The organism is Massilia aurea (genome assembly GCF_024753205.1).
Classification (GTDB): Bacteria; Pseudomonadota; Gammaproteobacteria; order Burkholderiales; family Burkholderiaceae_D; genus Telluria; species Telluria aurea.
In genome coordinates this window covers 1027713-1053801 of record NZ_JANUGZ010000001.1, presented here as the reverse complement: position 1 = coordinate 1053801, position 26089 = coordinate 1027713, and the positions used below count along the sequence as shown (strand labels likewise).

28 protein-coding genes are annotated in these 26089 nt (G+C 65.2%); 17 read left to right on the top strand and 11 right to left on the bottom strand.

The features are described from left to right. Positions 1 to 15 precede the first annotated feature (15 nt). The 12 genes from NX775_RS04430 to NX775_RS04375 all read left to right on the top strand — a co-directional run bounded on the left by NX775_RS04430 (position 16) and on the right by NX775_RS04375 (position 9754). Positions 16 to 1518: an NADH-quinone oxidoreductase subunit M gene (locus tag NX775_RS04430; RefSeq protein ID WP_258834886.1), complete on the top strand. Its 1503-nt coding sequence runs from the start codon at positions 16 to 18 to the stop codon at positions 1516 to 1518. Positions 1519 to 1533: 15 nt separating this feature from the next. Continuing rightward, positions 1534 to 3039 carry an NADH-quinone oxidoreductase subunit NuoN gene (gene nuoN / locus NX775_RS04425; RefSeq protein WP_258834885.1) on the top strand — a complete coding sequence of 502 codons (1506 nt, stop codon included), beginning with the start codon at positions 1534 to 1536 and terminating at the stop codon, positions 3037 to 3039. Positions 3040 to 3042: 3 nt separating this feature from the next. Continuing rightward, the gene (locus NX775_RS04420) at positions 3043 to 3369 is read left to right on the top strand and encodes a DUF2818 family protein (RefSeq protein ID WP_258834884.1); all 327 of its coding nucleotides are present in this window, start codon (positions 3043 to 3045) and stop codon (positions 3367 to 3369) included. A 56-nt stretch (positions 3370 to 3425) separates the two neighbouring features. Continuing rightward, positions 3426 to 3983, top strand: coding sequence for an NUDIX domain-containing protein (locus NX775_RS04415; RefSeq protein WP_258835111.1), 558 nt, complete (start codon positions 3426 to 3428; stop codon positions 3981 to 3983). Positions 3984 to 4012: 29 nt separating this feature from the next. Next, positions 4013 to 4684, top strand: coding sequence for a hypothetical protein (locus NX775_RS04410; RefSeq protein WP_258834883.1), 672 nt, complete (start codon positions 4013 to 4015; stop codon positions 4682 to 4684). 19 nt (positions 4685 to 4703) lie between these two features. Further along, positions 4704 to 5423: a 2-C-methyl-D-erythritol 4-phosphate cytidylyltransferase gene (gene ispD, locus NX775_RS04405; RefSeq protein WP_258834882.1), complete on the top strand. Its 720-nt coding sequence runs from the start codon at positions 4704 to 4706 to the stop codon at positions 5421 to 5423. Positions 5424 to 5444: 21 nt separating this feature from the next. Then, on the top strand, positions 5445 to 5960 hold the full coding sequence (gene ispF, locus NX775_RS04400; RefSeq protein ID WP_258834881.1) for a 2-C-methyl-D-erythritol 2,4-cyclodiphosphate synthase: 516 nt from the start codon (positions 5445 to 5447) through the stop codon (positions 5958 to 5960). 51 nt (positions 5961 to 6011) lie between these two features. Then, entirely contained in the window at positions 6012 to 7268 is a 1257-nt protein-coding gene (locus NX775_RS04395; RefSeq protein WP_258834880.1) for an MFS transporter, read from the top strand. A gap of 2 nt (positions 7269 to 7270) precedes the next feature. Continuing rightward, a complete protein-coding gene (locus tag NX775_RS04390; protein ID WP_258834879.1) occupies positions 7271 to 7576 on the top strand; it encodes a hypothetical protein in 306 nt (101 codons plus the stop codon). A gap of 71 nt (positions 7577 to 7647) precedes the next feature. Continuing rightward, the gene (locus tag NX775_RS04385) at positions 7648 to 8202 is read left to right on the top strand and encodes an NADPH-dependent FMN reductase (RefSeq protein ID WP_258834878.1); all 555 of its coding nucleotides are present in this window, start codon (positions 7648 to 7650) and stop codon (positions 8200 to 8202) included. Further along, positions 8199 to 9116 carry an ion transporter gene (locus NX775_RS04380; RefSeq protein WP_258834877.1) on the top strand — a complete coding sequence of 306 codons (918 nt, stop codon included), beginning with the start codon at positions 8199 to 8201 and terminating at the stop codon, positions 9114 to 9116. Before NX775_RS04385 ends, NX775_RS04380 begins: the two co-directional genes overlap by 4 nt. A gap of 23 nt (positions 9117 to 9139) precedes the next feature. Beyond that, positions 9140 to 9754 (top strand): flavin reductase family protein, encoded by a 615-nt coding sequence (locus tag NX775_RS04375; RefSeq protein ID WP_258834876.1) that lies wholly within the window; start codon positions 9140 to 9142, stop codon positions 9752 to 9754. 51 nt (positions 9755 to 9805) lie between these two features. Here the strand turns inward: NX775_RS04375 and NX775_RS04370 are convergent, their stop codons facing one another. The 4 genes from NX775_RS04370 to NX775_RS04355 all read right to left on the bottom strand — a co-directional run bounded on the left by NX775_RS04370 (position 9806) and on the right by NX775_RS04355 (position 13797). Then, entirely contained in the window at positions 9806 to 10603 is a 798-nt protein-coding gene (locus tag NX775_RS04370; protein WP_258834875.1) for a hypothetical protein, read from the bottom strand. 119 nt (positions 10604 to 10722) lie between these two features. After that, the gene (locus NX775_RS04365) at positions 10723 to 11940 is read right to left on the bottom strand and encodes an acyltransferase family protein (protein WP_258834874.1); all 1218 of its coding nucleotides are present in this window, start codon (positions 11938 to 11940) and stop codon (positions 10723 to 10725) included. 79 nt (positions 11941 to 12019) lie between these two features. After that, positions 12020 to 12736 (bottom strand): LytR/AlgR family response regulator transcription factor, encoded by a 717-nt coding sequence (locus tag NX775_RS04360; protein ID WP_258834873.1) that lies wholly within the window; start codon positions 12734 to 12736, stop codon positions 12020 to 12022. Then, positions 12724 to 13797 carry a sensor histidine kinase gene (locus tag NX775_RS04355; protein ID WP_258834872.1) on the bottom strand — a complete coding sequence of 358 codons (1074 nt, stop codon included), beginning with the start codon at positions 13795 to 13797 and terminating at the stop codon, positions 12724 to 12726. Before NX775_RS04355 ends, NX775_RS04360 begins: the two co-directional genes overlap by 13 nt. Before the next feature lie 175 nt (positions 13798 to 13972). Here NX775_RS04355 and NX775_RS04350 point away from each other — a divergent pair, with 175 nt between their 5' ends. After that, positions 13973 to 15583, top strand: coding sequence for a hybrid sensor histidine kinase/response regulator (locus NX775_RS04350; protein ID WP_258834871.1), 1611 nt, complete (start codon positions 13973 to 13975; stop codon positions 15581 to 15583). 9 nt (positions 15584 to 15592) lie between these two features. Here NX775_RS04350 and NX775_RS04345 read toward each other — a convergent pair whose 3' ends face one another. The 3 genes from NX775_RS04345 to ribA all read right to left on the bottom strand — a co-directional run bounded on the left by NX775_RS04345 (position 15593) and on the right by ribA (position 18765). Beyond that, positions 15593 to 16540 (bottom strand): FHA domain-containing protein, encoded by a 948-nt coding sequence (locus NX775_RS04345; protein WP_258834870.1) that lies wholly within the window; start codon positions 16538 to 16540, stop codon positions 15593 to 15595. Continuing rightward, positions 16537 to 18003 carry a S1 family peptidase gene (locus NX775_RS04340; protein WP_258834869.1) on the bottom strand — a complete coding sequence of 489 codons (1467 nt, stop codon included), beginning with the start codon at positions 18001 to 18003 and terminating at the stop codon, positions 16537 to 16539. The genes NX775_RS04345 and NX775_RS04340 overlap by 4 nt, the downstream gene beginning before the upstream one ends. A 78-nt stretch (positions 18004 to 18081) precedes the next feature. Continuing rightward, a complete protein-coding gene (gene ribA / locus NX775_RS04335) occupies positions 18082 to 18765 on the bottom strand; it encodes a GTP cyclohydrolase II (protein ID WP_258834868.1) in 684 nt (227 codons plus the stop codon). Between the two features lie 255 nt (positions 18766 to 19020). On the opposite strand from ribA, the gene NX775_RS04330 reads away from it, so the two are divergent. After that, positions 19021 to 21312: an ATP-binding protein gene (locus tag NX775_RS04330; RefSeq protein ID WP_258834867.1), complete on the top strand. Its 2292-nt coding sequence runs from the start codon at positions 19021 to 19023 to the stop codon at positions 21310 to 21312. A 7-nt stretch (positions 21313 to 21319) separates the two neighbouring features. Here NX775_RS04330 and NX775_RS04325 read toward each other — a convergent pair whose 3' ends face one another. The 3 genes from NX775_RS04325 to NX775_RS04315 form a co-directional block, all read right to left on the bottom strand. Then, positions 21320 to 23023 carry a hypothetical protein gene (locus NX775_RS04325; protein ID WP_258834866.1) on the bottom strand — a complete coding sequence of 568 codons (1704 nt, stop codon included), beginning with the start codon at positions 23021 to 23023 and terminating at the stop codon, positions 21320 to 21322. Positions 23024 to 23073: 50 nt separating this feature from the next. Beyond that, a complete protein-coding gene (locus NX775_RS04320) occupies positions 23074 to 23472 on the bottom strand; it encodes a response regulator transcription factor (RefSeq protein WP_258834865.1) in 399 nt (132 codons plus the stop codon). Between the two features lie 77 nt (positions 23473 to 23549). Beyond that, a complete protein-coding gene (locus tag NX775_RS04315) occupies positions 23550 to 23777 on the bottom strand; it encodes a DUF3820 family protein (RefSeq protein WP_258835110.1) in 228 nt (75 codons plus the stop codon). A 61-nt stretch (positions 23778 to 23838) separates the two neighbouring features. On the opposite strand from NX775_RS04315, the gene NX775_RS04310 reads away from it, so the two are divergent. Beyond that, positions 23839 to 24258 carry a DUF1810 domain-containing protein gene (locus tag NX775_RS04310; RefSeq protein ID WP_258834864.1) on the top strand — a complete coding sequence of 140 codons (420 nt, stop codon included), beginning with the start codon at positions 23839 to 23841 and terminating at the stop codon, positions 24256 to 24258. Between the two features lie 20 nt (positions 24259 to 24278). On the opposite strand, the gene NX775_RS04305 is transcribed toward NX775_RS04310, so the two are convergent. Then, on the bottom strand, positions 24279 to 24737 hold the full coding sequence (locus NX775_RS04305) for a DUF7684 family protein (RefSeq protein ID WP_258834863.1): 459 nt from the start codon (positions 24735 to 24737) through the stop codon (positions 24279 to 24281). Between the two features lie 261 nt (positions 24738 to 24998). Between NX775_RS04305 and NX775_RS04300 the strand changes: the two genes are divergently transcribed. After that, positions 24999 to 25523: an excalibur calcium-binding domain-containing protein gene (locus NX775_RS04300; RefSeq protein ID WP_258834862.1), complete on the top strand. Its 525-nt coding sequence runs from the start codon at positions 24999 to 25001 to the stop codon at positions 25521 to 25523. Positions 25524 to 25691: 168 nt separating this feature from the next. Beyond that, on the top strand, positions 25692 to 25934 hold the full coding sequence (locus NX775_RS04295; protein ID WP_258834861.1) for a hypothetical protein: 243 nt from the start codon (positions 25692 to 25694) through the stop codon (positions 25932 to 25934). Positions 25935 to 26089: the final 155 nt, after the last annotated feature.

Genomic DNA, 26089 nt, shown 5'->3' with positions numbered 1-26089 from the left:
CAGAGATAACGAAAAATGATGCAGTCTACAATTTCAACATTTCCACCGTACCTGAGCCTGGCCATCTGGCTCCCGATCCTGTTCGGCGTGCTGGTCCTGGCCGTCGGCCGCGACAAGAACGCCGGCATGGTACGCATGCTCTCGCTCGTGGGCGCCATCGTCAGCCTGTTGCCGACGATTCCCCTGATCACGAACTTCGACAACGCCGCCCACGGCATGCAGTTCTTTGAAGAAGCGGCCTGGATCGAGCGCTTCAACATCTTCTACCGCCTGGGTGTCGATGGCCTGTCGCTGTGGTTCGTGCCGCTGACCGCCTTCATCACGATCATCGTCGTGCTGGCGGCCTGGGAAGTGATCCAGGAACGTGTCGCCCAGTACATGGGTTCGTTCCTGATCCTGTCGGGTCTGATGATCGGCGTGTTCTGCGCGCTGGACGGCCTGCTGTTCTACTTCTTCTTCGAAGCGACGCTGATCCCGATGTTCATCATCATCGGCGTGTTCGGCGGCCCGAATCGCGTGTATGCAGCATTCAAGTTCTTCCTGTACACGTTCTTTGGTTCGCTGCTGACGCTGGTTGCGATCATCTACCTGTACAACGCCTCGGGCTCGTTCAACATCCTCGACTGGCACCTGCTGCCACTGACGATGAAAGAGCAGATCCTGATCTTCTGCGCGTTCTTCATGGCATTTGCCGTCAAGGTGCCTATGTGGCCAGTGCACACGTGGCTGCCGGATGCCCACGTCGAAGCGCCAACCGGCGGTTCGGTCGTGCTGGCTGCGATCATGCTGAAGCTGGGCGCCTACGGTTTCCTGCGATTTTCGCTGCCGATCACCCCGGACGCAAGCCAGTACCTGGCGCCGGTCGTCATCGTGCTGTCGCTGATCGCCGTGATCTACATCGGTCTGGTTGCGCTGGTCCAGAAGGACATGAAGAAACTGGTGGCGTACTCGTCGATTGCTCACATGGGCTTCGTGACGCTGGGCTTCTTCATGTTCAACGACCTGGGCGTGCAGGGCGGCCTGATGCAGGCAATCTCGCACGGCTTCGTGTCGGGCGCGATGTTCCTGTGTATCGGCGTGCTGTACGACCGTGTGCACTCGCGTGAAATCGCTGCCTACGGCGGTGTGGTGAATACCATGCCGAAGTTCGCTGCCTTCGCCGTGCTGTTCTCGATGGCCAATGCCGGCCTGCCGGCGACGTCGGGCTTCATCGGCGAGTTCATGGTCATCCTGGGCGCGGTCGAGTTCAACTTCTGGACCGGTCTTGCTTCAGGCACCGCGCTGATCCTGGGCGCCGCCTACTCGCTGTGGATGGTCAAGCGCGTCATCTTCGGCCCGGTCGCCAACAAGCATGTCGCCGAGCTGGTCGACCTGAACGGCCGCGAGTTCGCCATCCTGTCGGTGCTGGCCATCGCCACCCTGGCCATGGGCCTGTACCCGGCGCCGATCGCCGAGACCCTGCAGGTGTCGGTCACCGATCTCCTGCAACATGTCGCAGTCAGCAAAGTGCCTCAATAAAACGCCATGAACGAGATGAACACAACCCTGTTATCGGCGGTCGACACCAATCTGGTGCCGGTCTACGCCGAGATCTTCCTCCTGATCGCCACCTCGGCGATCCTGCTGATCGACATGTATCTGAAGGCCGGCAAGCGCAACCTGACGTATGCGCTGTCGCTGCTGGCAATCGCCGGTTGCGCCGTGTTCTCCTTCGTCGATTTCAATGCCGGCACGACCGTCTTCACCTTCAACGGGATGTACGTGTCCGACCCGATGTCGAACCTGCTCAAGCTGTTCACCTACGCAGCCACGGCCATGACCCTGGTCTATTCGCGCCAGTACATTGGCGAGCGCGACATGATGTCGGGCAATCTGGGCGGCGAGTTCTACGTGCTCGCGCTGTTCGCGATGCTGGGCCAGATGATCATGATCTCCGGTAACAGCATGCTGTCGATCTACCTGGGCCTGGAACTGATGTCGCTGTCGACCTACGCCCTGGTGGCATTGCGCCGCGATCATGCGATCTCGACCGAAGCGGCGATGAAGTACTTCGTCCTCGGCGCACTGGCCTCGGGCTTCCTGCTGTACGGCATGTCGATGATCTATGGCGCCACCGGTTCGCTGGACATCACCACGATCGGCCAGGTCACGACCGCCAATCAGGCGGATCCGATGATCCTGGTCTTTGGCCTGGTGTTCCTGGTGGCTGGCCTGGCGTTCAAGCTCGGCGTCGTGCCATTCCACATGTGGGTGCCGGACGTGGTGCAGGGCGCCCCGACGGCCGTCACGATCCTGCTGGGCGGCGCGCCGAAGCTGGCAACGTTCGCCATCATCATCCGCCTGCTGGTCGAAGCGCTGCCATCGATGGCGTTCGACTGGCAGCAGATGCTGATGGTCGTGGCGGTGCTGTCGCTGGCCTTCGGTAACATCACCGCGATCGCGCAGACCAATCTCAAGCGCATGCTGGCGTACTCGACCATTGCGCAGATGGGCTTTGTCGTGCTGGCCCTGGTGGTGGGCAATATCGGTGGCGATACGACCGATGCCGCCGCTGCTTACAGCGCCGGTATGTACTACACGATCATCTATGTGCTCACGACGGTCGGTACCTTCGGTCTGATCATGATGCTGGCCCGGGCCGGCCATGAAGCTGAGCTGATCAGCGACTTCAAGGGTCTCGGCAAGCGCAGCCCATGGTTCGCGATTGTCATGACCATCCTGATGTTCTCGCTGGCTGGCGTGCCGCCGATGGTGGGCTTCATCGCCAAGTACGCAGTGCTGCAGGCCGTGGCCAATGCCGGCATGGTGTGGCTGGCCGTCGTCGCCGTGATGTTCTCGCTGATCGGTGCGTTCTACTACCTGCGCATCGTCAAGACCATCTGGTTCGACGAAGCCGTCGACACCTCGGCCATTTCGACTCCGCTGGACATGCGCATCATCATGTCGCTCAACGGCGTGGCGATCGTGGTAATGGGCGTGATTCCAGGCAGCCTGCTGGCCGTCTGCTACACCGCCATGCAAGCCACGCTGGCCAAGTAAGGCGTGGATCTGAACCTGGCCGCCTGGCTGGTGGTGCTGCTTGCACTGGCCGCCGCCAACCTGCCGTTCATCAACGAGCGCCTGTTCGGGCTCGTGACGCTCCCCAGCCGCAAGCCGGCCGGGGAGCGCCGCACCAAGCCGTTCCCGGTGCGGCTGCTCGAGCTGATCGTGCTGTACTTCGTGGTGGGCTTTATCGCCCGCCTGCTCGAATCGCGCATCGGGTCGGTGGCCCTGCAGACCTGGGAGTTTCATGCGGTGACCGGGTGTCTGTTCCTGGTGCTGGCGTTTCCCGGCTTCGTGATGCGGTATCTGCACAAGCCACGCAGGTAGAGATCGGGCGGTTCGCTTATGATGCTTCGTATCGCAGCCTCAACGATAAGGAGCACATAGTGTCGGAACTGAAAGAAACCCGCCTCGACGGCGGCGTCGTCTACGATGGTCCCTTCCTGAAGGTCGAACGCGACCGCATTCGTCTGCCGGATGGCAAGGAAAGCCACCGCGAATTCATCCGCCACCCCGGCGCCGTCGTCATTCTCCCGCTGTTGCCCGATGGCCGCATACTGCTGGAACGCCAGTTCCGCTACCCGAATGGCAAGGTCTTCGTCGAATTCCCGGCCGGTAAGATCGATCCGGGCGAAGACCACCTCGACTGCGCCAAGCGCGAACTGGTCGAGGAGACCGGCTACACGGCGGCCAAATGGCGCTTCGTCTGCACCATCCACAATGCCATTGCCTACTCGGATGAGCATCTCGAGATATTCCTGGCCGAAGACCTGACGCACGGCGAGCAACAGCTCGATGCCGGCGAATTCCTCGAACTGTTCAGTGTCACGCTGCCCGAACTGCTGGAGCTCGTGCGCCGTGGCGAGATCACCGACGTCAAGACGATCATCGGCACGTTCTGGCTCGAGAAGATCCTGGCCGGTGACTGGACGCCTGCCTGAACGCGATGCAGCCCTGGTTGTTTGCAGCAGTGCTATCCCTGTTGGCTTCGGCGGCATCGGCGCAGACGCGCACGCCGCTGCAGGCGCGCTGCGAAGACACGATCGGCGAGAGCATCTCGGTGCTGTCGACGCGTGAGCAGGGCTACCGGATCGACAACACGCGCTCGTTCTACGACCTCACGCGCCTGATGCCCAGCGTGCGCCGCGGTTCATGGGTGCTGGGCCTGACGCACACCGAAGCGCGCGTGCGCATCAGTGTCGGCGGGCGCATGCTGGCGGACCCGGCAACGGGTTACGAATGCGTGGCGCCGCGCATTGACGTCAGTCTCGATTACGCGCCCATCGTCGTGTATGTCAGCCGCGAATTCCCGCCCGCATCGTGCGCCTACCGCGAAGTGCTGGCCCATGAAATGCGCCACCTGACGACGTACCAGACCTTCATGCCGAAGGCAGAGGCCACCGTGCGCGCCCGCCTGGCGGGGCGCTTTGCAGGCAAGCCGCTGTACGCACCCATTGGCCAGGCGCAGGCGCTGCTGCAGCGCGAAATCGACCGCAGCTGGATGCCCTACATTAAAGGCGAGATGGCCAAAGTTGAAGTGCTGCAGGCCGCGATCGACACGCCGCAGGAGTACGCCCGCCTGGGCAAGGTTTGTGCAGGTGAGGTACAGTCCTTGCTGAGACCTGCACGTCGCAGTGGATGACAAAAAGCAGTTGATGACAATGAACGAACAACCCGACGTAACCCGCCACGTGGCCCTGATTCCGGCCGCCGGTGTCGGCGCCCGCATGGCTGCCGGCAGTCCCAAGCAATACCTGCCGATCGGCGCCAAGCCCATGCTGCGTCACACGGTCGATGCCTTTCTGTCCAGCCCGCTCATTGCGCACACGTATGTCGTTGTCAGCGCGGACGACCCGTTCATCGACACCGTGCTGCCGGACGCAGGCGAGCGCGCGAGCCGCGTCACGGTCTTGCGCTGCGGCGGCGCGACACGCATGGAGTCGATCCGCAATGGCTTGCACGCCGTGCGCGCCGTGCTGGCGGATACCGATCACGTTCTCGTGCACGACGCCGCGCGTCCCGGCCTGAACGCGGCCCTGATCGAACGCCTGATCACCGAGACGGGCGACCATCCGGCCGGCGGGCTGCTGGCCCTGCCAGTGGTCGACACCGTCAAGCGCAGGGTCGACGGCGGCATCGCCACCGTCGACCGCGCCAACCTGTGGCTGGCCCAGACGCCGCAGATGTTTACCTACGCGCTGCTGTGCCGCGCGCTCGACGCGGCGACCGACCCGGCCGCGATCACCGACGACGCCAGCGCCGTGGAAGCCCTCGGCCTGGCCCCCAGGCTGGTCGAAGGGCACCCGCGCAACCTCAAAGTCACGCTGCCATCGGACATCCGCATCGCCGAGATGTACCTGGCCGCCGACGCCTCCATTTGACCAAGACAAGAAACGACCATCATGGCACTCGCATCCTACAATCCCACTCCACCGTTTCGCATCGGCACCGGCTATGATAACCACGCGCTCGTCGAAGGGCGCAAGCTCATCGTCGGCGGCGTGACCATCCCGCACCGCCTGGGCCTGCAAGGCCATTCGGATGCCGACGTGCTGCTGCACGCGATCATCGATTCGCTGCTGGGCGCTGCCGCGCTGGGCGACATCGGCAAGCACTTCCCGGACACCGACCCGATGTTCGCCGGCGCCGATTCGCGCACGCTGCTGCGCGAAGTGGGGCACCGCGTGCTGCAATCGGGCTACACGATCGGCAATATCGACGCGACCATCATCGCCCAGCAACCGAAGATGGCGCCGCACATCCCGCTGATGGTCTCGCGCATTGCCGAAGACCTGGGTGTCTCGCCGCAGCAGGTCAACATCAAGGCCAAGACCAACGAGAAGCTCGGCTACCTCGGGCGCGAAGAAGGCATGGCCGCGCAATCGACCGCGTTGCTGATCCGCGCGCCAGCCGACTAAGCTGAGACTGATCGCTGCCCACGGCAGGGGCGCTGGCTCTATAATTGCCAAATGACAAACACCCCCGCCAACCTGTCGCCGCGCGCGGCCTGGACACTGATCCTGGTCGCCAGCGCCGTTATGATGATCACGACGGGGACGCGCCTGACGAGCGGCCTGTTTCTGTCGCCACTGAACACGGCCACCGGCCTGGGCGTGGCCACCATCAGCTTCGTGATGGCGGTGGCGCAGCTGATGTGGGGCGTGGCGCAGCCGGTCTTTGGCGCCGTGGCCGACAAGTACGGCCCGGGCCGCGTGATTGCTCTGGGGGGCGTGATGCTGGCGGTTGGCACGGCCGCCACGCCGTTCGTCGGGTCCGAGTGGGCGTTGCTGCTGACGATGGGTTTCCTGTCGGCGGCCGGGGCAGGGGCGGGCAGCTTCTCGATCCTGATCGGCGCCACGGCCCAGCGCCTGCCGCCGGAGCGCCGCGCGTTCGCATCCGGCTTCATCAATGCCGGCGGTTCGTTTGGCCAATTCGCACTGGCACCGCTGATGGGCGCGATCATCGCCGGCGCGGGTTGGATCGTGGCGATGCTGACGCTGGCCGCCACCGCCTTGCTCACCATTCCGCTGGCCTGGCCGCTTCGGCGCAAGCGCGCTGCTGTCGCGCCCGCATTGACGGCGGCAGCACCGGCAGCACCAGCGGTACCACCCATCGCCCTCGGCCAGCAACTGCGCCAGGCACTGCGCGACCGCAGCTACCTGTGCCTGCATGCGGGCTTCTTCACCTGCGGATTTCACATTGCCTTTCTCGTCACCCACTTGCCGGGCGAAGTCGCCATGTGCGGCTTGCCGACGACGGTGTCGGCCACGGCGCTCGCGCTGATCGGCCTGTTCAACATCGCTGGCAGCCTGTCGGCCGGCATGCTGGCTTCGCGCTATCGGATGAAGTCGCTGCTGTTCTGGATCTACGCGAGCCGCGTCGCCATCGTCGGCCTGTATCTGCTGGCGCCCAAGACGGCGTGGACCTTTTATGTTTTTGCCGGCGCGCTCGGCTTTACCTGGCTGGCCACGGTGCCGCCCACGGCAGGGCTGGTCGGCAAGCTGTTCGGCGTGCGCTACCTGGCCACGCTGTTCGGCATGACCCTGCTGTCGCACCAGATCGGTGGCTTCTTCGGCGCCTGGCTGGGCGGGCTGGCCGTCGTCCACACGGGTGACTATAGCTGGATGTGGTACGCCGACATGGCCCTGGCGGCGGCTGCCGCGCTGATCAACCTGCCGATCCGCGAGGCGCACGTGGTCCGCGCGCCAGCGCTGGCAAAGGCGTAACGATGGCGCGCGATGCATGGGCGTACCGCGAGGTGGCGGTGGAATCCAGCCTGGACTGGCGTGGCCGGCCGATCATCCGGCCTGTCTCGGGACAGGCGTTTTCGACTGGCATGCGGGTGCAATGCTCGCGCCGCCTGCTCGACCTGGCGCAGTACCCGCTTGGTACGTCGTTCCTGCTGTCGGTGCGCATCAGCGACCGCCAGGGCGGCGCGCCGTTCCTGTATGCGTGGCATGGTGACCCGGTGGTGGTTTTGACCAAAGCCCGCCGCAAGCACTTCCTGCAAATGTACCGGCGCCTGCGCCTGTAACGGCGCAGCGTTGCGGTGAAATGGTTATCATGGGAGATCGATAACACATCATGCACAATCAAAGGATCCCCATGACCACCAAGAAAATCGCCGTCCTCGTCGGCAGCCTGCGCAAGGAGTCGTTCACCCGCCGCGTTGCCAACAGCCTCATCGCCGTGGCACCGGACGGTTTTGAACTGACGATCGTCGAATTGCGCGACCTGCCGCTGTACAACGAGGACGACGAGACCGCCACGCCGCCGCCGGCGTTCACGGTGTTCCGCGAGGCGATCCAGAGCGCGGACGGCATCCTGTTCTGCACGCCAGAATACAACCGTTCGGTGCCGGGTTCGCTCAAGAACGCCATCGACGTCGGCTCACGCCCGTATGGCAAGGCGGCATTCGCCGACAAGCCGTGCGCCGTGGTCAGCGTTTCGCCCGGTGCCCTGGGCGGCTTCGGCGCCAACCACCATCTGCGCCAGATGCTGCCGTTCCTGAACATGCCGACGATGCCGGCGCCAGAGGCCTATATTGGCGGCGTCGCGAGCAAGTACGAAGGCGACCGGCTGATCGACGACAGCACGCGCGCCTTCTTTGAAAAATTCATGGCCGAATTTGGCGCCTGGGTCACGCAGCACGCCCGATGAGCCGGGCGACCGACAACCACACCGTACCGACCGCGCCGCGCGATATGCCAACCCTGCTGGGCCGCCCGCCCGGCGGCTGGCGCGCGCGCATGTTCGATGTCATCTTCGGCACCGACACGCCGGCCGGGCGCCGCTTTGACCTCGCGCTCGTCGCAATCATCCTGCTCAGCATCCTGACCGTGGTGCTCGACAGCGTGCCGGCCATCGGCCGGCGCTACGCGGCGCAGATGTCGGTGCTCGAATGGACGTTTACAATTTTCTTCACGCTCGAGTACATCGCGCGCCTGGTCTGCGTGCAGCGCCCGATGCGCTATGCGCGCAGCTTCTATGGCGTGATCGATCTGGTCTCGGTGCTGCCGACCTGGATTTCACTGCTGGTCCCGGGCAGCCAGGTATTTCTCGACGTGCGCATCCTGCGCCTGCTGCGCATCTTCCGCATCCTCAAGCTCACGCGCTACGTCGACGAGTACACGCGCCTGGGTGAGGCGCTGGTCGCCAGCAAGCGCAAGATCATGGTGTTCCTGTCGGTCGTGCTGATGCTGATCCTGATTCTCGGCACCGTGATGTACGTGGTCGAGGGGCCCGAGAGCGGCTTTACCAGCATCCCGATGGCGATGTACTGGGCCACGGTGACGATCACCACGGTCGGCTATGGCGACATCACGCCGCACACGCATCTGGGCAAAGCCATCGCGTCGTTCATGATGCTGCTCGGCTGGGGCATCCTGGCGGTGCCGACCGGGATCGTCAGCGCCGAGATGACGTCGCAAAAACTGTCGCGCCATGCACCGCGCGGCGAACCGCGTACCTGCAGCAGCTGCGGCAGTTCGGACCACGATCCGCGCGCGCAGTTCTGCAAGGATTGCGGCGCAGGGCTGGCGACAGAGGCCGCCCGCACAGTCAACCCATCCTGAACCCTTCACGAAAAAACCATCTCATGTCGATCCATTTCTACGAACCCCGTCAAGGCCACGGGCTGCCCCACGATCCCTTCAACGCCATCGTCGGGCCGCGCCCGATCGGCTGGATCTCGTCGCTGAGCAGTGCGGGCGTGCGCAACCTGGCACCCTACAGCTTCTTCAACGCCTTTAACTATGTGCCGCCGATCGTCGGGTTTGCCAGCATCGGCGCCAAGGACACGCTGCGCAATGTGCAGGAGACTGGCGAATTCGTGTGGAATCTCGCAACCCGGCCGCTGGCCGAGGCGATGAACGCGTCGTGCGCCGCTGTCGGTCCGGAAGTCGATGAGTTCACGCTCGCCGGGCTGACGCCCACGCCGTCGCGCCTGGTGGCGGCGCCGCGCGTGGCCGAAAGCCCGGTCGCGTTCGAATGCAAGGTCACGCAGATCATCCAGCTGCAGCAGGCCAGCGGCGAGACCGTGCCGACCTGGCTCGTACTGGGTGAAGTGGTGGGTGTGCACATCGCCGCAGCGTCACTGAAGGATGGTGTCTACGACACGGCCAATGCCGGCCATATCCTGCGGGCGGGCGGGCCGGCCGATTACTTCTCGGTCGGGCCGGAACAGCTGTTCCAGATGCACCGGCCACGCTAGACGATTATCCGGTGCGCACCACGCTGGCGTACGGCGCACCGGATTGGTGGGTTACGGCATGGCCGCGTGGTGGGCAAAGCGTGGTGCAGCGCGGCCCGGCAATGGTGCACAAGGGCGCGTCAGCGTGACCGCTGGCGGGGCAGCGGCGTCGCGTTCGAGCCAGTAATTGAATTGACCGAAGCTCGGCAGACCGCCTGCATCCTGGCCCTGGAAGAAGTCTCCCAGCATCTGGCGGTACGCCGCGCGACGCGAAAAATCGTCGTGGCTGGCGGCGTAGCGCGCTGCAGCGGCGCGGAAGATCGCGCGCATCCGTTCGTCCGCATTGGTGCCGGTGGCCTCGCCCTTGCGTGGCCGGCCGCGCTTGATGCCGGCGGTGACGGCGCGCGTGCGGCCCGGGGCGCCCGAGTTGCCATAGTCCGGCAGCAGCGCGTCCGGCGTCTGGCCCCGCTCCCAGTAGCGGCGCAGGTAGCGCAGGATGCTGGACTTCGAGATGCCATGCGCTGCCGCGTAACCGGCCATCAGGATGGCGCGCTCGCGCGGCTGGTACAGCGCCTGGCGGTCGGCGTGCAGGGCGCGCACCGCCGACCAGGCCTTGGTTTGCAGGGCCAGGTAGCCTTGCGGTACCGGCTCTTGCGGCGGCGCGGCCGCGAACGGATCGACCAGCAGCCGGCGCACCCCACCGGCGCGCAGTGCTTCCTCGAGTTCGGCCAGAAGCACGGGCTCGGGCAGGGCCGCTTGGCTGCCCAGACGGTACGTCCAGGCCAGCGCCTGTGAACGGTCGATCCACAGCACGCGGATCATATGGCCATGCATGCCCGTGTATTCGAGCACATCGTTTTGGGTAAACATCGACTTCTCCCGCAGTTCAGTGTGCTTTTATACATGCAAGGATCGGGCCAGCCCCGTTGACCGACTGGCCCGCCTTGATGCGACCACTTTTGGTGCACGCCGAAGGCGCGGGATGCTGCTTACTGCGGCACTGCGGTTCCCGTCACAGATCCACTTGGGCGAACGGCGCGCGCTTGCCGCGTCAGGCCGAACAATGGCCGCATGGGCGGCACGCGCCGCACCACCTCGTAGAGCGCGAAGCTGCCGCAGGCGGTCAGGATCATCAACAGCACCGCTTCGAGGCCAGGCGCCAGCTGCAGCGGCTTGAAGGCATGCGCCATCGTGATGATCAGCGTCTGGTGCACAATGTAGACGGGGAACACGGCGTCGGTCAGGTAGCGCCGCGCCGGGCCGTCGCGGTTCAGGTGGCAACGGGCGAAGCCGCAGGCCGCGATGATGGCGCTCCAGGCGCACAGCGCATACACGAACCGCATCCCGGTGCGCCAGCGTTCGATGTCGTGCGGCGCCATGGTCTCGTGCGGCCCCAGCAGCCACAGCGCGATCCCGGCCCAGGCCGCCAGGGCCAGGCACAGCGCAGGCCAGCGCTGCGCCGTCATCGTGGCCCAGATCCGCGGCGTGCGCGCCAGCAGCGCACCGAGCACGAAGATGGGCAGGTAGGTGGCATGGTTGTACCAGTCGTTCGTCAGCGAATGGTCTTGCGGAAAACGGTCGAGCAACAGGATGCGTACCAGGCCCAGAAACACGACCGGCAATACGATCAGGCGCCACCCGTCCAGCAGGGCACCGACCCGGCGCGCAAGCGCAGCAATGCGCAGTTCTCCCAGCAGCGCCGCGCCGGCGGCGAGCACCGCCGTATAACACCACAGGTACAGCACGAACCACAGATGGTTCCAGGTGGGCAGCGACAGGCAATCCTCCCGGCAGAAGCCGTCGTAGCCGGCCAGGTACAGCCGCATGAATGCCAGGTAATCGCCCGTGTAGCCGAGTTTTTCGACGACTTCGAGATACGGCTGCGGCGGCACGATCACGAGCATCCCGAACAGCAGCGGCACCAAGAGGCGCAGGCTGCGCCGGCGCAGGAACATCCGCGGGCCAAGGCGCGCGAGCATGAAATGCGAGGCCACGCCGGCCACGAAGAACAGCAGCGTCAGGCGCCAGGGCGACGACAGCAGCATGAAGGGCTCGGCCGCTTCGCTGGCGTACGGACTCTTCACGTGCCAGTCCCAGCTCACGTAGTACATGCCCACGTGATAGGCGATCAGCACGAAAAACGCCAGGATGCGTACCCAGTCGAGAAAGTACAGGCGCTCGCTGGTGGCAGGAACAGATGGCTGCATGGGGTGTCCTCGGAATGTGAAGGCCCCAGCATCGCGCAGGCGTGCATGACGACGCCAGCGCGATGGGGTGAACCGGACTTCAGGCGGGGCGAAGCGGATCGAGCAGGGCGGCCCGGTATTGCCGGCTGCACGGAACGACTGCGCCGCTATGCAGCACGAGTGTGCAATCGCCTTTGCTGTGCGGGACGATGCGGTTGACAGCGGTCAGGCGCACCGCCGCGCAACGATGACAGCGCACGAACGCGGGGCCGAGTTGCCCGAGCAGCGTGCCCAGAGATTGGCGCAGCAGCGGCGCGCCGTCGCGTGTATGCAGCGCGACGTAGTTGTCGGCTGTTTCGAGCCACTCGATATCGGCGACCTGCACGATGCGGGTGGCCCCGCGCTCGGTCACCAGCAACTGGCGCGGTGGTGTACAGGTGCTGGCCGGCGCGTGTGCCGCTGCGGTCAGTCGACTCTGCAGCCGATCGAGTGTACGCCGCAGCCGCGCGCCATCGAACGGCTTGAGCAGATAGTCGACCGCCTCGGCATCGAACGCACGCAGCGCGTAGTCGTCATACGCGGTCACGAACACCACCAGCGGCGCCGGCGCCACCAGCGAGGCAGCCACATCGATGCCCGACAGTTCCGGCATCTCGATATCGAGCAGCAGCGCGTCGGGCGCGTCGCGCGCGATCAGCGCCAGCGCTTCCACGCCATCCGCGGCTTCCGTCACCGACGTGATGCCCGGTTCGTGCGCGAGCATGCGGCGCAGGCGCTCGCGCGCCGGCCGTTCGTCGTCGACGATCAGGAGGCGCATGGCACCCTCAGTTCGGCGCGTACGCCGGCCGGTTGCAGCGCGTGCAGCGCCAGGCCTGCGCGATCGCCATGCAGCGCAGCCAGGCGGGTGCGCAGGTTGATCACCGTGATGCCGGGCGTGCCGGGCGTGCCGGGCGTGTCGGATGGCGCCAGCACGCCGCCATCGTCCTCGATCGACAAGTGCAGCGCGCCGTCCACGATCCGGGCCTCGACCCGGATTGCCGTCGAAGCGCGCCGGTGCGCCACCGTGTGCTTGAATACGTTCTCCAGCAGCGGCTGCAGGCTGATGGCCGGCAGCTGCACCGCCAGGGCCGCCGGCTCGATGACCCAGGTCAGCGTCACGCGCCCGTCGAAGCGTTCCTGCATCACGGCGGCGTAGCCCTGGGCCAGACGCAATTCGTCATCCAGGCTCGCCTGCGGCTTGTCGCCCAGCGCCAGTGTCGCGCGCAGCACATCGGCCAGCCGCACGAGGGTCGCATCGGCGCGCGCCACATCGGTATGCATCAGCGAGGAAATCGTGTTGAGCGCATTGAACAGGAAGTGGGGCTGCATCTGGCGCGTCAGGCGTTCGAGCTGGGCTTCGCGCAGCAGGGCGCCGGCCTGCTCGGCGCGCACGCGTTCCTTCATCATCTCGCGGTATGACAGCAGGCCGAAGCCGATCGTCGTGAAGATGCCGAAGAACAGCGAGATCTTGAGCGCCTCGTAGACGAATACCTCGGCCCAGGCCTCGTGCTCGTAGCGAGTGCCGGCCAGGGCATAGACGGCGTGGCGCAGCGCGAATACGATCGGCGTGAAGCCGAACCAGTACAGCGGCAGCCAGCGCGCCTGCTGGCCGAACCAGCGCCAGGGCGTGGCGACCAGCACGTCGTGCTGCGCGCTGAAGCGGCGCTGGATCACGAACAGACAGGTTGCCACCAGCGCCGATGAGGTCTCCCACAAGACTGGCTGCCACGGCGCGCTGCCCCCGTCACGCCGGTAGTCTTCGACGGCGACGAGTACCATCAGCGTCCAGAACAGGAGCCAGGCAATGCCGGCGACGAGCATGGTGCGGCGTGATGGCATAGGGCAGACCGGAAGGGGAACGGCCGATCTTCCAGCATTCGTGACCACATGTCAAAGCGCCATGCATGCTGCGTACCGGCGCTGCGAAATTGCATCATCTAGAAAGCAATTGCCGACCGTCAATTGGAGTTCGTGCGACAATCAGGCCATGAGCGATCCGGGCCGACCTTCTTCCATGTCCTCCGACCATCGACGCATGCGCGCGCTGGTGCGCAACCACGATTGGGCAGCAACCCCACTGGGCGACGCGGCCGGCTGGCCGCCCGAACTGCGGGTGGCCGTCGACCTGATGCTCGACGCGCGGCAGCCGGCGCTGGTTGGCTGGCGCACGCCTGCATCGGACGTCATGCCCGTACTGTTCAATGATGCCTACGCCAGCCTGCTGGGCGAGCAAGCGTCGCAGGCGCTGGGCCAGCCGTTGGGCGACATTCTGCCCGCCGCCTGGCCGCACCTCGCGCCGCTGGTCGACAGTGCACTTGCCGGCGCGCCGGCCTGGCTCGACGACGTGCTGCTCGGACCCGGCACGCGCCACTTCAACACGGGTTTCTCGCCACTGCGCGATGCCGTCGGCACGGTGCATGGCTTCTTCCATACGGCCTTCGAAATCGACGCCGGCGAGCATGGTCGCGTCGAAGCAGCCTTGCAACGCCAGGCGCACGAATCGGCCGAGGCCAGCCGTCACCGCAGCGAATTCCTGGCAGTGCTGGCCCATGAGCTGCGCAACCCGATGGCCCCGATCCGCACCGGCCTGGAAATCATGCGCCTGCGCGCCGACAGTCCCGAGACGATCGAGCGCGTGCGCGAAATGCTCGAACGCCAGACGCGCCAGATGACGCACCTGATCGACGATCTGCTCGATGTCGCCCGCGTCACCAGCGGCAAGATCGATATCCGCAAGCAGCTGGTCGACCTCAATCGCGTCGTGGCGAGCGCGGTCGAGACCAGCACGCCGATGATCCAGGGCGCGCGCCACGTGCTCGATGTGGAGATGTGGGGCGAGCCGCTGCTGCTCGATATCGACCCGACCCGCGTCGCGCAGGTGATCAACAATCTGCTGACCAATGCAGCCAAGTACACGCCGCCCGGCGGCAGCATCCGCCTCACGGTGCACAAGGACCGGAGCGATGGCGGACAGGCCGTGGTGGCAGTGACCGACAGCGGCGTGGGCATCCCGCCCGAGCACCACGACACGATCTTCGAGATGTTCAACCAGGTCGGCCGCAATATGGGCCTGGCGCAGGGCGGGCTGGGCATCGGTCTGTCGCTGGTACGCCAGCTGGTGGCGCTGCATGGCGGCAGCGTCAGCGCCGAAAGTCCCGGCGCCGGCCTTGGCAGCACGTTCACCGTGCGCCTGCCGCTGGGCGCGCGCATGGCGGTGGCGGGCGACGACGCGGCGCGCCAGGACCGCCGCACGGCGCAGCGCCGCACGTTCCGCATCCTGGTGGTCGACGACAACACCGACGCCGCCGAAAGCCTGTCGCTGCTGCTGCAACTGAATTCGCACGAGATCCGCACCGCGACCAATGGCCGCGATGCGCTGGCTCTGGCCGAGGCGTTCGTGCCGGACGTCGCATTCCTCGATATCGGCATGCCCGGCATGACGGGCTTCGAGCTGGCCACGCGCCTGCGCGCGATGCCGGCGCTCGCGCGGATGACCATCGTCGCCGTAACCGGTTGGGGTTCGGAAGAAGACCAGGCACGCTCGCGCGAGGCCGGGTTCGACCAGCACTTTACCAAGCCGATCGCGGCCGAAACGGTGAGCCGCCTGCTGGCGGCGCTGGACTAGGTCTGTACTTTACTGGGCGTCGCCACGGCGCTCGGCGTCGATCTCGCGCTTCATCGCGCCCACGCTGCCCATGTACTCGGCCACCGGCACAGCGGGACTGGCGCGCAGCTCGGGCGGCAGCAGCACCGGCATGTACAGCTCATCGGCGGTGCGGCCATTGCGCTGCATGTTCCCGGCCAGGATCAGGAGCGAAACCAGCACCGCAATCCCGGCGCAGGACAGGCGCAGGCGGCGCCGGAACTGCGGCGTCACGGTGGCCAGGTGGAAGTAGATCATCATCGACACCGTCACCACGACCGCGTGCGAGCCATAGCCGGTCAGCCATTCGAGCGACCACGCATAGGCCACCACGCTGGCCAGCAGGCGCACCCCGACCAGCGCCGCCAATCCAAAGCCGACGATGAACAAGTGCCGCCCGAGGCGTGCGCGGCGCCCGAACAGGCGGTTGGAAAACGCCCACATGCCGCTCCAGGCCAGGCCGGCGCCCACGGCCACCGCCGGGTACACCCCGTAGCGTTCGGGGTCGCCCCCGGCGTCGAGCAGCCATGCCACGAACAGCGCGGTGAGCAGGCACAGCACGATGCCGGCGCCGCCCGGCAGCATGCCTTCCCAGCCGTGCATCGTGCGGTCGACCAGTTCAGGCGGCACCGGGTGCGCGGCCGGGCGGATACGCAGCGATGTGTGCCCCATGCGCACGACGGTGTCGCCGCCCAGCGTCAGTTCCTTGATGCGCCGGCCCTTGTGGTTGATGCCATTACGCGTGTCGAGGTCGCGCAGCAGCAGGGCGCCATCGGCGCCAAGCTCGACCAGCGCATGGTGCGCGGCGGCGTATTCATCATCGACGATGAAGTCGTTGTCGTAGGCGCGGCCAAGGCGGATCGGCAGCGTGGTCACGCGATGCCGGTGCAGCACCTCGCCATTGCGCGCCAGCGTCTCGATGGTCCAGGGGCCGCTCATTTGCGCACCGGGCGTCCGAAGGCGCCAAGATAGGCGCGCGTGACTCGCATCCCGTTTTCGTACGACACGCCCGACACATCGAGCCGGCTTTGCAGGCTGGCCTGCGAGGCGTCGGTGCTGGCCGTGAGCAGCGTGAAGTTGTACAGCCCTTCGAACTTGCGGTAGGCGCGCACGCAGGTCACGGCGCGCAGCGGCAGCGTGCGCGTGTGCACGAAGCGCTCGGTGCAAAATGGCTTGGTCAGGCGCGGATCGCCCGTGCTCCCTAGATTATCGACCTGGAAGATGTCGGTGGCCAGCGCCGCAAACCGCATCGGGTCCATCGTCCCCGAGCGGATGTAGCGGTGGGTCATCGAGACGTTACCGGTCTGCTGGACGTCCGAGACGAACACCGCCGACTGCATCACGCAGCTCATGGCGTCGACCGCGTAGGCGGCGCCCCGCGCATTGGAGCGCCCCCAGCAGCGCACCTGGCCGGACTCGCGCACCGGCACCAGGTACGGCCCCATACCCTTGAGCGTCAGCGGTTCTTCGAGCAGCCGGTCGACCATGCCGGCCTGGTGCGCCAGCAGCTGCTTGCCGATCAGCGGATTGAAGTCAAGCGGCGGCGCGGCTTGCTGCGCCACCTTGCGCAGCAGCTCCTGCGCGTACATCACAGGCACCAGGAAGCTGACCGATTCGCCGTCGCGCCGGCGCGAAACGTTGATGCCGGCCACGGTGCCGCTGGCGGTCACGCTTGGGCCACCGCTCATGCCCGAATTGATCGGGCCACTGAAGATCAGGCGGTCATAGAAGCTGCGCGTAAGCACGCCGTTGTAGGCGCCTTCGGAAATTGCAAAGCCCAGATCGAGCGGATTGCCCAGCGAGTACAGGGGCTGGCCCTGGCGCAGTTTCACTTTTTGCTCGGGCACCTTGAAAAAGCCGCTGCCATTGCGGTTGATGCGCACCACGGCCAGATCGTGCAGCACGTCGACCGCCAGCAGTTCGACCGGGCCGGTATTGCCGTCGGTGTCGATATATTCGGCCGTGTAGATGGCCGGGTCGAGCGCCATTTGCGAGACCACGTGGTAATTGGTCAGCGCGAGATTACTGGTGCCGACCAAAAAGCCCGAGCCGACCGTGGACTGGGTGCGGCCGTTCTTGAGCAGCATGCGGATCTGCAGCAGGTCGCTGCGCGCCGATTCGTACAGGTCCTGCGCGGCCGACGAAGGCTGGGGCAGGGCGTCCTGCGTGTCGGCCTCACCCGCGATCAGCTCGGTCGGCGTAGCGGCCGGCGGCGTGTCGACGGCGATCTGCGGCACTGGCGCGGCGACGGGGGCGCCCGCCGGTGCAGCCAGCCCGGCGCGCGCGACGGCGCCAGCGCCCGTCTGCGCCATCGCTGGTCGCGTGACGAGATCCAGTCCCGCGCCAAGCGCCAGGCAGGTGGTCAGGAGTGCGGCCAGGCGTGCCACGACGGTCCGGTTCATGCAGTTGCCAGGAAGCTGATGGAAAGCGCTATCTTGCCATCGGGGCGGCCAGCGCTGCGCGCGTTAGCGCATCGGCGCTCAAGCAACCGACGCAGGCGTGGCCGGGGCGACCGGCTCGCCCTGCTCGAGCGAGGTCAAGGGCGCCATCATGTGGCCCAGCTTGGCCTGCTTGGTATTGAGGTAGCTGTTGTTGTGCGCATTGCGGTTCACCAGCAGCGGCACGCGCTCGGTGACCGTGATCCCCAGGCGGGTGAGGGCGTCGATCTTGCGCGGGTTATTGGTCATCAGGCGCACCGCCTTGATGCCGAACTGCGCCAGCATCGGCCGGCACAGTTCATAGTTGCGGGCGTCGGCGTGAAAACCGAGTTGCAGATTGGCTTCCACCGTGTCGGCGCCGGCTTCCTGCAGACGGTAGGCGCGGATCTTGTTGAGCAGGCCAATGCCGCGGCCTTCCTGGCGCAGGTACAGCACGATGCCGCGGCCTTCTTCGGCGATGCGGCGCAGCGCGCCTTCCAGTTGTGCGCCGCAATCGCAGCGCTGTGAGAACATCACGTCACCGGTAAGGCATTCGGAATGGACGCGTGCCAGCACCGGCTCGCCGTTGCCCAGGTCACCCAGTGCCATCGCGAGGTGTTCCTTGCCGGTGGCTGCCTCGACCCAGGCGTGCAGCGTGAACTCGGCCCACGGCGTCGGCAGCGCACACGAGGTGGCGTAGTCGAGCAGGGCGGGCGGGACGTTGGCGGGAATGGCGGCGGCTTGCATGACGGTGTTTCCAATCGATGACGATAGACTTGTAAGGCGCAAGTTTATCGGAAATCGGGCGTGGCCGTGCGGAATCACCCCGGCGGCGGCCGCAGTACCGCGGCCTGTGGGTACAGACTGACAAGGCGGCCTTGCAACACATTTAGGCAGATTGGGTAATTACACGGGATTTTCGTGTAACTCTCGGTAGATTACCAAGTGTAGTATTGCCCTAGGTCATCATCTGCATGCTACGCTCGAAGAATCGACACACTCATGTCTTCCATGCAGAATTCCGAATCCTTCTGGCATCGCCTGATCCCGCGCGGCTTGGGCGCACGGCTTGCTCTCGCGTTTACGCTGATGAGCGGCATCCTCACGCTGCTGCTCGTCGAAGTGGTCGAACGTTCCGCGACGGCGCAGGTCAAGACCAGTATCGGCGGGGGGCTGGGTGAGATGGCAATGCAGACCGCCGACAAGCTCGATCGCGGCATGTATGAACGGTTTCGCGAAGTGCGCCTGATGGCGCGCCGCAACGACCTGATTTCCCCCGCGGCGAGCCAGACCGAACGGCGCCGCATCCTGGCCGACATGCAGTCCACCTACGGTTATTACGAATGGATCGGCTTGGCCGCCATGGACGGCACGGTGCTGGTCGAGGCGCGCGGGCTGCTCGAAGGCAAGAACGTCGCCAAGCGGCCCTGGTTCAGCAATGCCCTGGCAGGTAAACATGTGGGCGACGTGCACGAGGCGGTGCTGCTGGCCAAGCTGCTGCCGGTGCAAAAAGGCGAGCCGCGCCGGTTTGTCGACGTTGCCTTTCCCTACCTGGATGCCAACGGGCAGCCGGCCGGCGTGATGGGCACACACCTGTCGTGGGAATGGGCGCGCGAGGTCGAGCGCTCGATCATTGCGCCGGTTCAGACCCGCAACAAGGTGCAGGCACTGATCGTCAGTGCCGAAGGCGTGGTGCTGCTCGGGCCGCAAGACCTGCTCGACACGACCATCAAACTGGGCAGCTTGAGCTCGGCGCGCGAAGGGCGCACCGGGTATGCGGTCGAGCACTGGCCGGACGGGCATGATTATCTGGTCGGCTACGCGTCGACCAAGGCCGTGGGCGACTACCCTGGCCTGGGCTGGCACGTGCTGGTGCGCCAGGATCTCGAGGACGCCTACGCGCCGGTACGGCAATTACGCTCGCGCGCCCTGTGGAGCGGCGGCGTGCTGGCGCTGCTGTTCTCGCTGGGCGGCTGGCTGCTGGCGCGCCGCATCACGCGCCCGCTCGCGGCGCTGGCCCATTCGGCCGATGGTCTGCGCCGCGGCGACACGCATGAGCTGGTGCCGGCCGGAAGCAGCTATACCGAAGTCCATCAGTTGTCCGGTGCGCTCAATGCGCTGGTGACGGCGCTGGTGCAGCGCCGCGCCGATCTGCAGACCCTGAACGATACGCTGGAACAGCGGGTCGACCGCCGCACCCGCGAACTGGAACGTGCGCTGGTCGCAGTGCGCGCCAGTGAGGGCCGCATCATCGCCATCGTCGAGGCGGCGCAGGATGCATTCATTGCAGTCGACCTGCGCGGCATGATCGTGGACTGGAACCCGGCCGCCGAGCGCATGTTCGGCTGGACCCGGCACGAGGCCGTGGGCTGGCCGCTGGCAGAAATGATCCTGCCCGAACGCTACCGCGACAGCATCGGCAAGGCCTTGCAGTCGTTCCGCCACAACGGCCAGTTCATGCTTGCGCGCCGCATGGAGCGCACCGTCATCAACCGCCAGGGCTTCGAGTTCACGGTCGAGAGCACGGTAACGCTGGCCGGCGAGGGCGAGGATGCGTTCTTCTCGATCTTCCTGCACGATATTTCCGAGCGCAAGAAGGTCGAGCGCATGAAGAACGAATTCGTCTCGACCGTCTCGCACGAGCTGCGCACGCCGCTGACGTCGATCCACGCGTCGTTGTCGATGCTCGACGGCGGGATGGCCGGCAACCTGCCACCCGATGCGGCGCGGCTGATCGCGATTGCCAGCCAGAGCTGCGATCGCCTGATGCGGATGGTGAGCGACCTGCTCGACATCCAGAAGATCGAAGCTGGCCATATGGAATACCAGCGCACCGCCCAGTTGCTGGCGCCGCTGATGCATCACGTGGCCGATGCGATGGAGGGCCAGGCGCGCCAGGCGGGCGTCACGCTGCGCCTCGACATGCCGCCGGGCGCCGAATGGGTCCAGGCCGAGATCGACCACGACCGCATGGTGCAGGTGCTGACCAACCTGGTTTCGAACGCGATCAAGTTCACGCCGGCTGGCAAGGACGTCATTCTGGGCCTGGCACAGCGCCCGGGCTGGGCGCGCCTGAGCGTGACCGACGAAGGACCCGGCATTCCGCCAGCCTTCCAGAGCCGCGTGTTCGAACGCTTCGCGCAAGCCGACGCCGCCGACTCGCGCCAGCGCAGCGGCTCAGGCCTGGGCCTCTCCATCAGCAAGGCGATCGTCGAAGAGCACGGCGGGTCGATCGGATTCGAAACCCGCGCCGGCGCAGGGACGCGATTTACCGTAGAGCTGCCACTGGCGTAACGGTGGCCTAGCGCAAGTCGTGCAAGGCCATACCGCCAAAACTTTCCCAGGCACCGAACGTGCGTTCGAGCTGCGGCAACAGCCGCATCAGCGCGCCCTTGTCCGAATGGAAGCTGGCGTCGGCCGCGTCGATCTCCTGGCTGGCGGCCAGCGCGTAGGCCTGCGCCTTGTCGTGCGCCGCCGGCACCTGCTGCAGCAGCAGGATCTTCTGGCCACCCAGTGTGAACACGAGCAGGTCGCCGCGCGCGCCGGGTGGACGACGCTCGTAGCGGCGCTGGACACCGGCGCCGATCGGGCCTGCATCGAGCGCCACGCGCACGGTCTTGCCATGCTCGACGCCCCAGTCGAGGAACGGCACGGCCAGGCGGTAGATCTGCGCCGGATCGGTGCGCGGGCTCTTGACCGTCAGGATGTCGGCGTGCTTTGCCAGTCCGGCCAGCAGCGCGCTTTTGTCGGCCCACCAGTGGGGCACGACGAAGTCCAGCGTCAGCGGACCGGCCGCCTGGCGCAGTTTCGCTGCCAGTTCGAGGTAACGGCGGTCGCGCTGCGACTGCGGCAGCACGTGGGCCGGGACCAGATACGGTTCGATGTGGTACTGGACACCTTTCAGGCGCGCGCCCTCGGCGGCAGATGCGTTGTAGGCGGCGTAGGCACGCATGCGTGCAATGGCCGCGTCCTGGGACGCAGGCAGCACCATCTCGGGCGCGCCTTCCATGGCGCTGACGGCGATGCCGCGGCTGCCGGCCTGACGAACGAAGGCGCCCAGCTGCGCCGCATCGTCGACACTGCCATCGCGCAGCGGGACCGTAATGAAGACCGCGCCCATCTTTTGCTCGGCCGCCCAGTCCAGCAGCGCTGCGCCGCGTTCGCGCCATTCGTTCGGACTCCAGGTCCAGGTCGCACGTGATGCCGCGGCCGCATCGGCGTCACCGGCAGGCTGGAGGGTCAGCGCGGCGAGCGTGAGTTTCGCGGCGCCTTGCGGACACGTCAGCGACAGCGCGCGCCAATTGGCACGGTCGAGTTTTTCGGGCAGGTCGAAGCGCGCCGTCTGCACCGGTTGGCCGGCGTCCAGGCTGCCCAGGTCAAAAGTCTGGTCCTGCTTGCCCGGCGCGCCGCTGGCCAGCTGCAGCGCAAAGCGGCCTTCGCCGGAAAACGCGGCCTGCATGACGGCGCGTGCGCGCGGCATGAACCACGGCCCCAGCAGCGTGACACTGGCTGGTTTGGCGCCGGCGCGGCACGTCAGGTACAGCCGACCGTCCTTGACGTCGGCGCTGATGCGCGCCGTATCGCCATGGGTGCGGGTCTGCATCGCGCCCAGCAGGCTGGCGCCGAACGGCATCGGCGTCTGGGGGCGTGGGGCCGGCTGGTCACTCACCAGCGTGTGTTCGCTGACGCTGAACGATTTGCCCTTGTCGGCCTCGATCCCGCGCAGCAGAATGGTCTTGCCGGGGCTGGCGTCCGGCGGCAGAAAATGCAGCGCCTGCACACCCATGACGGCCGTCGGCAGTGGCAGCACGCGGCAATGTGCCTGCTGCTTGCCGGGTTCTTCGGTGACGATGGCGTGCAGGATGGTGCCGTCAGGCGCGGTGGTCTGCGCCGTAACGGCGCCGGGGGAGACGACCAGCGGGCCCGGGCATAGCTGCAGGCTGGCAGCAAACGCAGGCGTGATCGACAGCGAGAAAACAAACAGGAGTGGGAGCGAACGGGACATGACTTAATTTTAAGTCAAGAGCCCGAATCGGCGCGTACGGTTCGGGCCCGTCAGGCGCTCTGGACCTGGATCAGGCGGCGCACGCGTGCCAGCAGGGCATTGGGCTCGAACGGCTTGCTGACGAAATCGTTGGCGCCGGCGTCGAGTGCGCGCACCGTATCGCGTTCGGTATTTTTTGCGGTGAGCATCAGGATCGGCACCGCGTTCCAGTCGGGCCGTGCGCGCACCAGCGCGACCAGCTCGAAGCCGTCCAGGTAGGGCAGCATCACATCCATCAGGATCAGGGCCGGCGCCTCGGCGGCCGCAATGTGCGCGCTCGCGGCGCGGCCGTCGGCCAGGTGGGTGACGCGGTAGCCCTGGCGCTCGAGCATGAAGCGCAGTACCTGGGCGATGTGGTCATCGTCTTCGACAACCAGAACCAGTGGCGATGATGCTTGTTCGTTCGGCATGATGAACTCGTCAGTGAATGTCCGATTATACCGATGTGCCTGCCCGGTATGTCACGTAAATTGCCACAAAGTATCAATTACCCGCGCCGGTTGGGCGGGCCGCGCAGCGGATCGAGCAAGCCGCGCAAATCGTTGTGATCGAGTTCGTACATCAGGGCCAGCAGCTGGCCCAGTTCGCCCCGCGGGAAACCCTCGCGCGCGAGCCAGCCGAGATAATGACCAGGGATATCGGCAATCTTGCGGCCTTTGTATTTACCGTAAGGCATTTCCCGAACCAACAGGAGGGCTAAATGGTCAGCATTCATTGTGCGGCACTTTAGCAAACAACGGCGACGTTGTAGCATTTCGATGACAAGGGAGGCCACCATGAACAATCAATTTGATCTCGACCGTTTTGTGCAGGCGCAGGATCCGGTATATGCCGCGGTGTTGACCGAGCTGCGCGCCGGGCACAAGCGCACGCACTGGATGTGGTTCGTGTTTCCGCAGATCGCCGGCCTGGGCACGAGCGCCATGGCGCAGCGCTATGCCATTGCGTCCGCCGACGAAGCGGCCGCGTATCTCGCGCATCCGGTGCTGGGAAAGCGCCTGCGCGAGTGCGCCGGCATCGTCGCCGCGCTCGACGGCGAATCGGCCGGCGCCATCTTCAGCCATCCGGACGAGCTGAAATTCCACTCGTCGATGACGCTGTTCGCCGACGTGGCGCCAGATGAAGCCGTGTTCCAGGCCTGCATCGACAAATACTTCGATGGCCAGGCCGACCCGGCCACGCTGGCCCGTCTGTAAAGGGGCAACTGCCGGGGCGCTCAGGCCTCGGCCAGTTGCGCCAGCAGTTCGTCCGGGCGCCCGCGCAGGGCCACGTGCAGGATGACTGCCGTGTTCAGGCGCAGCGCCGGGTGGCTGGCGCGGTGGCGCGCAAACCAGAATACCTCGTCGAGGTCTTCGTCGGCGTGCTGCGACACCGTCACGATCTGCTCGGGAGGAATGTCGTCGTAGTCGAAGGCTTCGAGCGCGGCATCCTCGACGGCGTCGTGCCAGCTCTCGCACTCCTTGCCCCAAGCCAGCATGCTGCGGCAGCCGGATGCGACCAGCCAGCGCGCCACGTCCCAGCGCCACATTTCGTCGCTGTCGTCATCGATGACGACGATGGCCATGAATGGCGCCAGGGCAGTCAGGTCGGGCAGGGCGTCGTGGGGCCGTAGTTGCAGGTAATGGGCTTTGGCTTGCATGATGTCGTTGTCGGGTCGGTGATTCAAAGACGTCATTATCGCAGGCTCCAGGCCGCAACATGTGGCAGCCTGCAGCTGATGCGGACGAACAATAAAGTGGGACAGAAAATAATAAAGCTCGGCACCAAATGATCATGTTTGACACAAGAGGCCGAGACGGACATGCTCCCGGGAACTTGTGCTTTCGGCCAGGAGCAGCCGTTTGGATCTGCTGGGGTATGGCACAAGATCGACCCAGACCGTTAGTGAGAGCACCGATATCGGGATTGACCTATTTATTCAATTGGCTCATAAAACATGCGACTTCAAGGAAGAATCATCGAGTGGAATGATGAGCGCGGATTTGGATTCGTCGTCCAAAACGGGGCAAGCGCGCGCACGTTCCTGCACGTATCTGCATTTCGCAAAAAGGTAGATCGACCTCTTTTGGGGAGCTTGATAACTTATGAAATTCAACAAGATGAGAAAGGTCGTCCCCGGGCCACAACTGCTGAGCTCGTCGGCACTAAAACATCGAGGAAAAGTTCTGCAGGAGGATTTTTATCTGCAATAGTTGGCTTGGCGCTTCTGCTTGTGCTTGGATATGTGGGCCATGTTCGCCTCTCTAACCCGGATAGCACGATCTCTGCGAGCGCATACAAGATCGTTTCTGCCAGGGATGCGCTTACGTCGCAACCACAGTTTCAGTGCACGCCGGAGAAGAACTCGTGTTCAAAGATGGCATCTTGTGCCGAAGCGCTATTTCACCAAGAACAATGCAATGTTCCTGATATGGACGGTGACGGAGATGGCATTCCGTGCGAGCAGCAATGGTGCAAATGAGCTTAAAACGGCAACGTTCATATCGACCACTTATCTGACCGTAAGCCAGCTCCGGGGGGCGACATCTGCTTCTCAAGACAGTCGGTGAATTTTCAGCCCGGTAAGTTACCAAGCTGAAGCCAACGGCCGAGTTCGGCCAGGAGCGGACTAACGCACGAACAAGGAATCATGGACAAAGCGGAGCTTGCGCAAGCCTTAAACAATCATGGTGTTTCGTCGCGCTACTATCGATTCGGTCCATATGGGCACGGATTTTCCGACGACTCGTTTTCGCTCGAAGAAGGCAACGGAGTATTTCAGGTGATGTATATCGAACGAGGGACGCCTTCGTTGCTGGCATCGTTCTCAACTGAAGGCGAGGCCTGTGCGTACCTCTTGGAACAGTTGACGAGTACCGATCAGTCAGGTTAGGGACGAAGTCTGTCGCAGCTATTTCGATATCCCTGCAGGTCAGTCGCAGCTATTCAGCGAAAATTCGTCGCAGCTACTGGCAAAATCTGTTGGACGCGGTCCTTTGCCGCAGTACCTTTCGTCGCATCTATTCCAGAAAGTTACACAACGCGCTG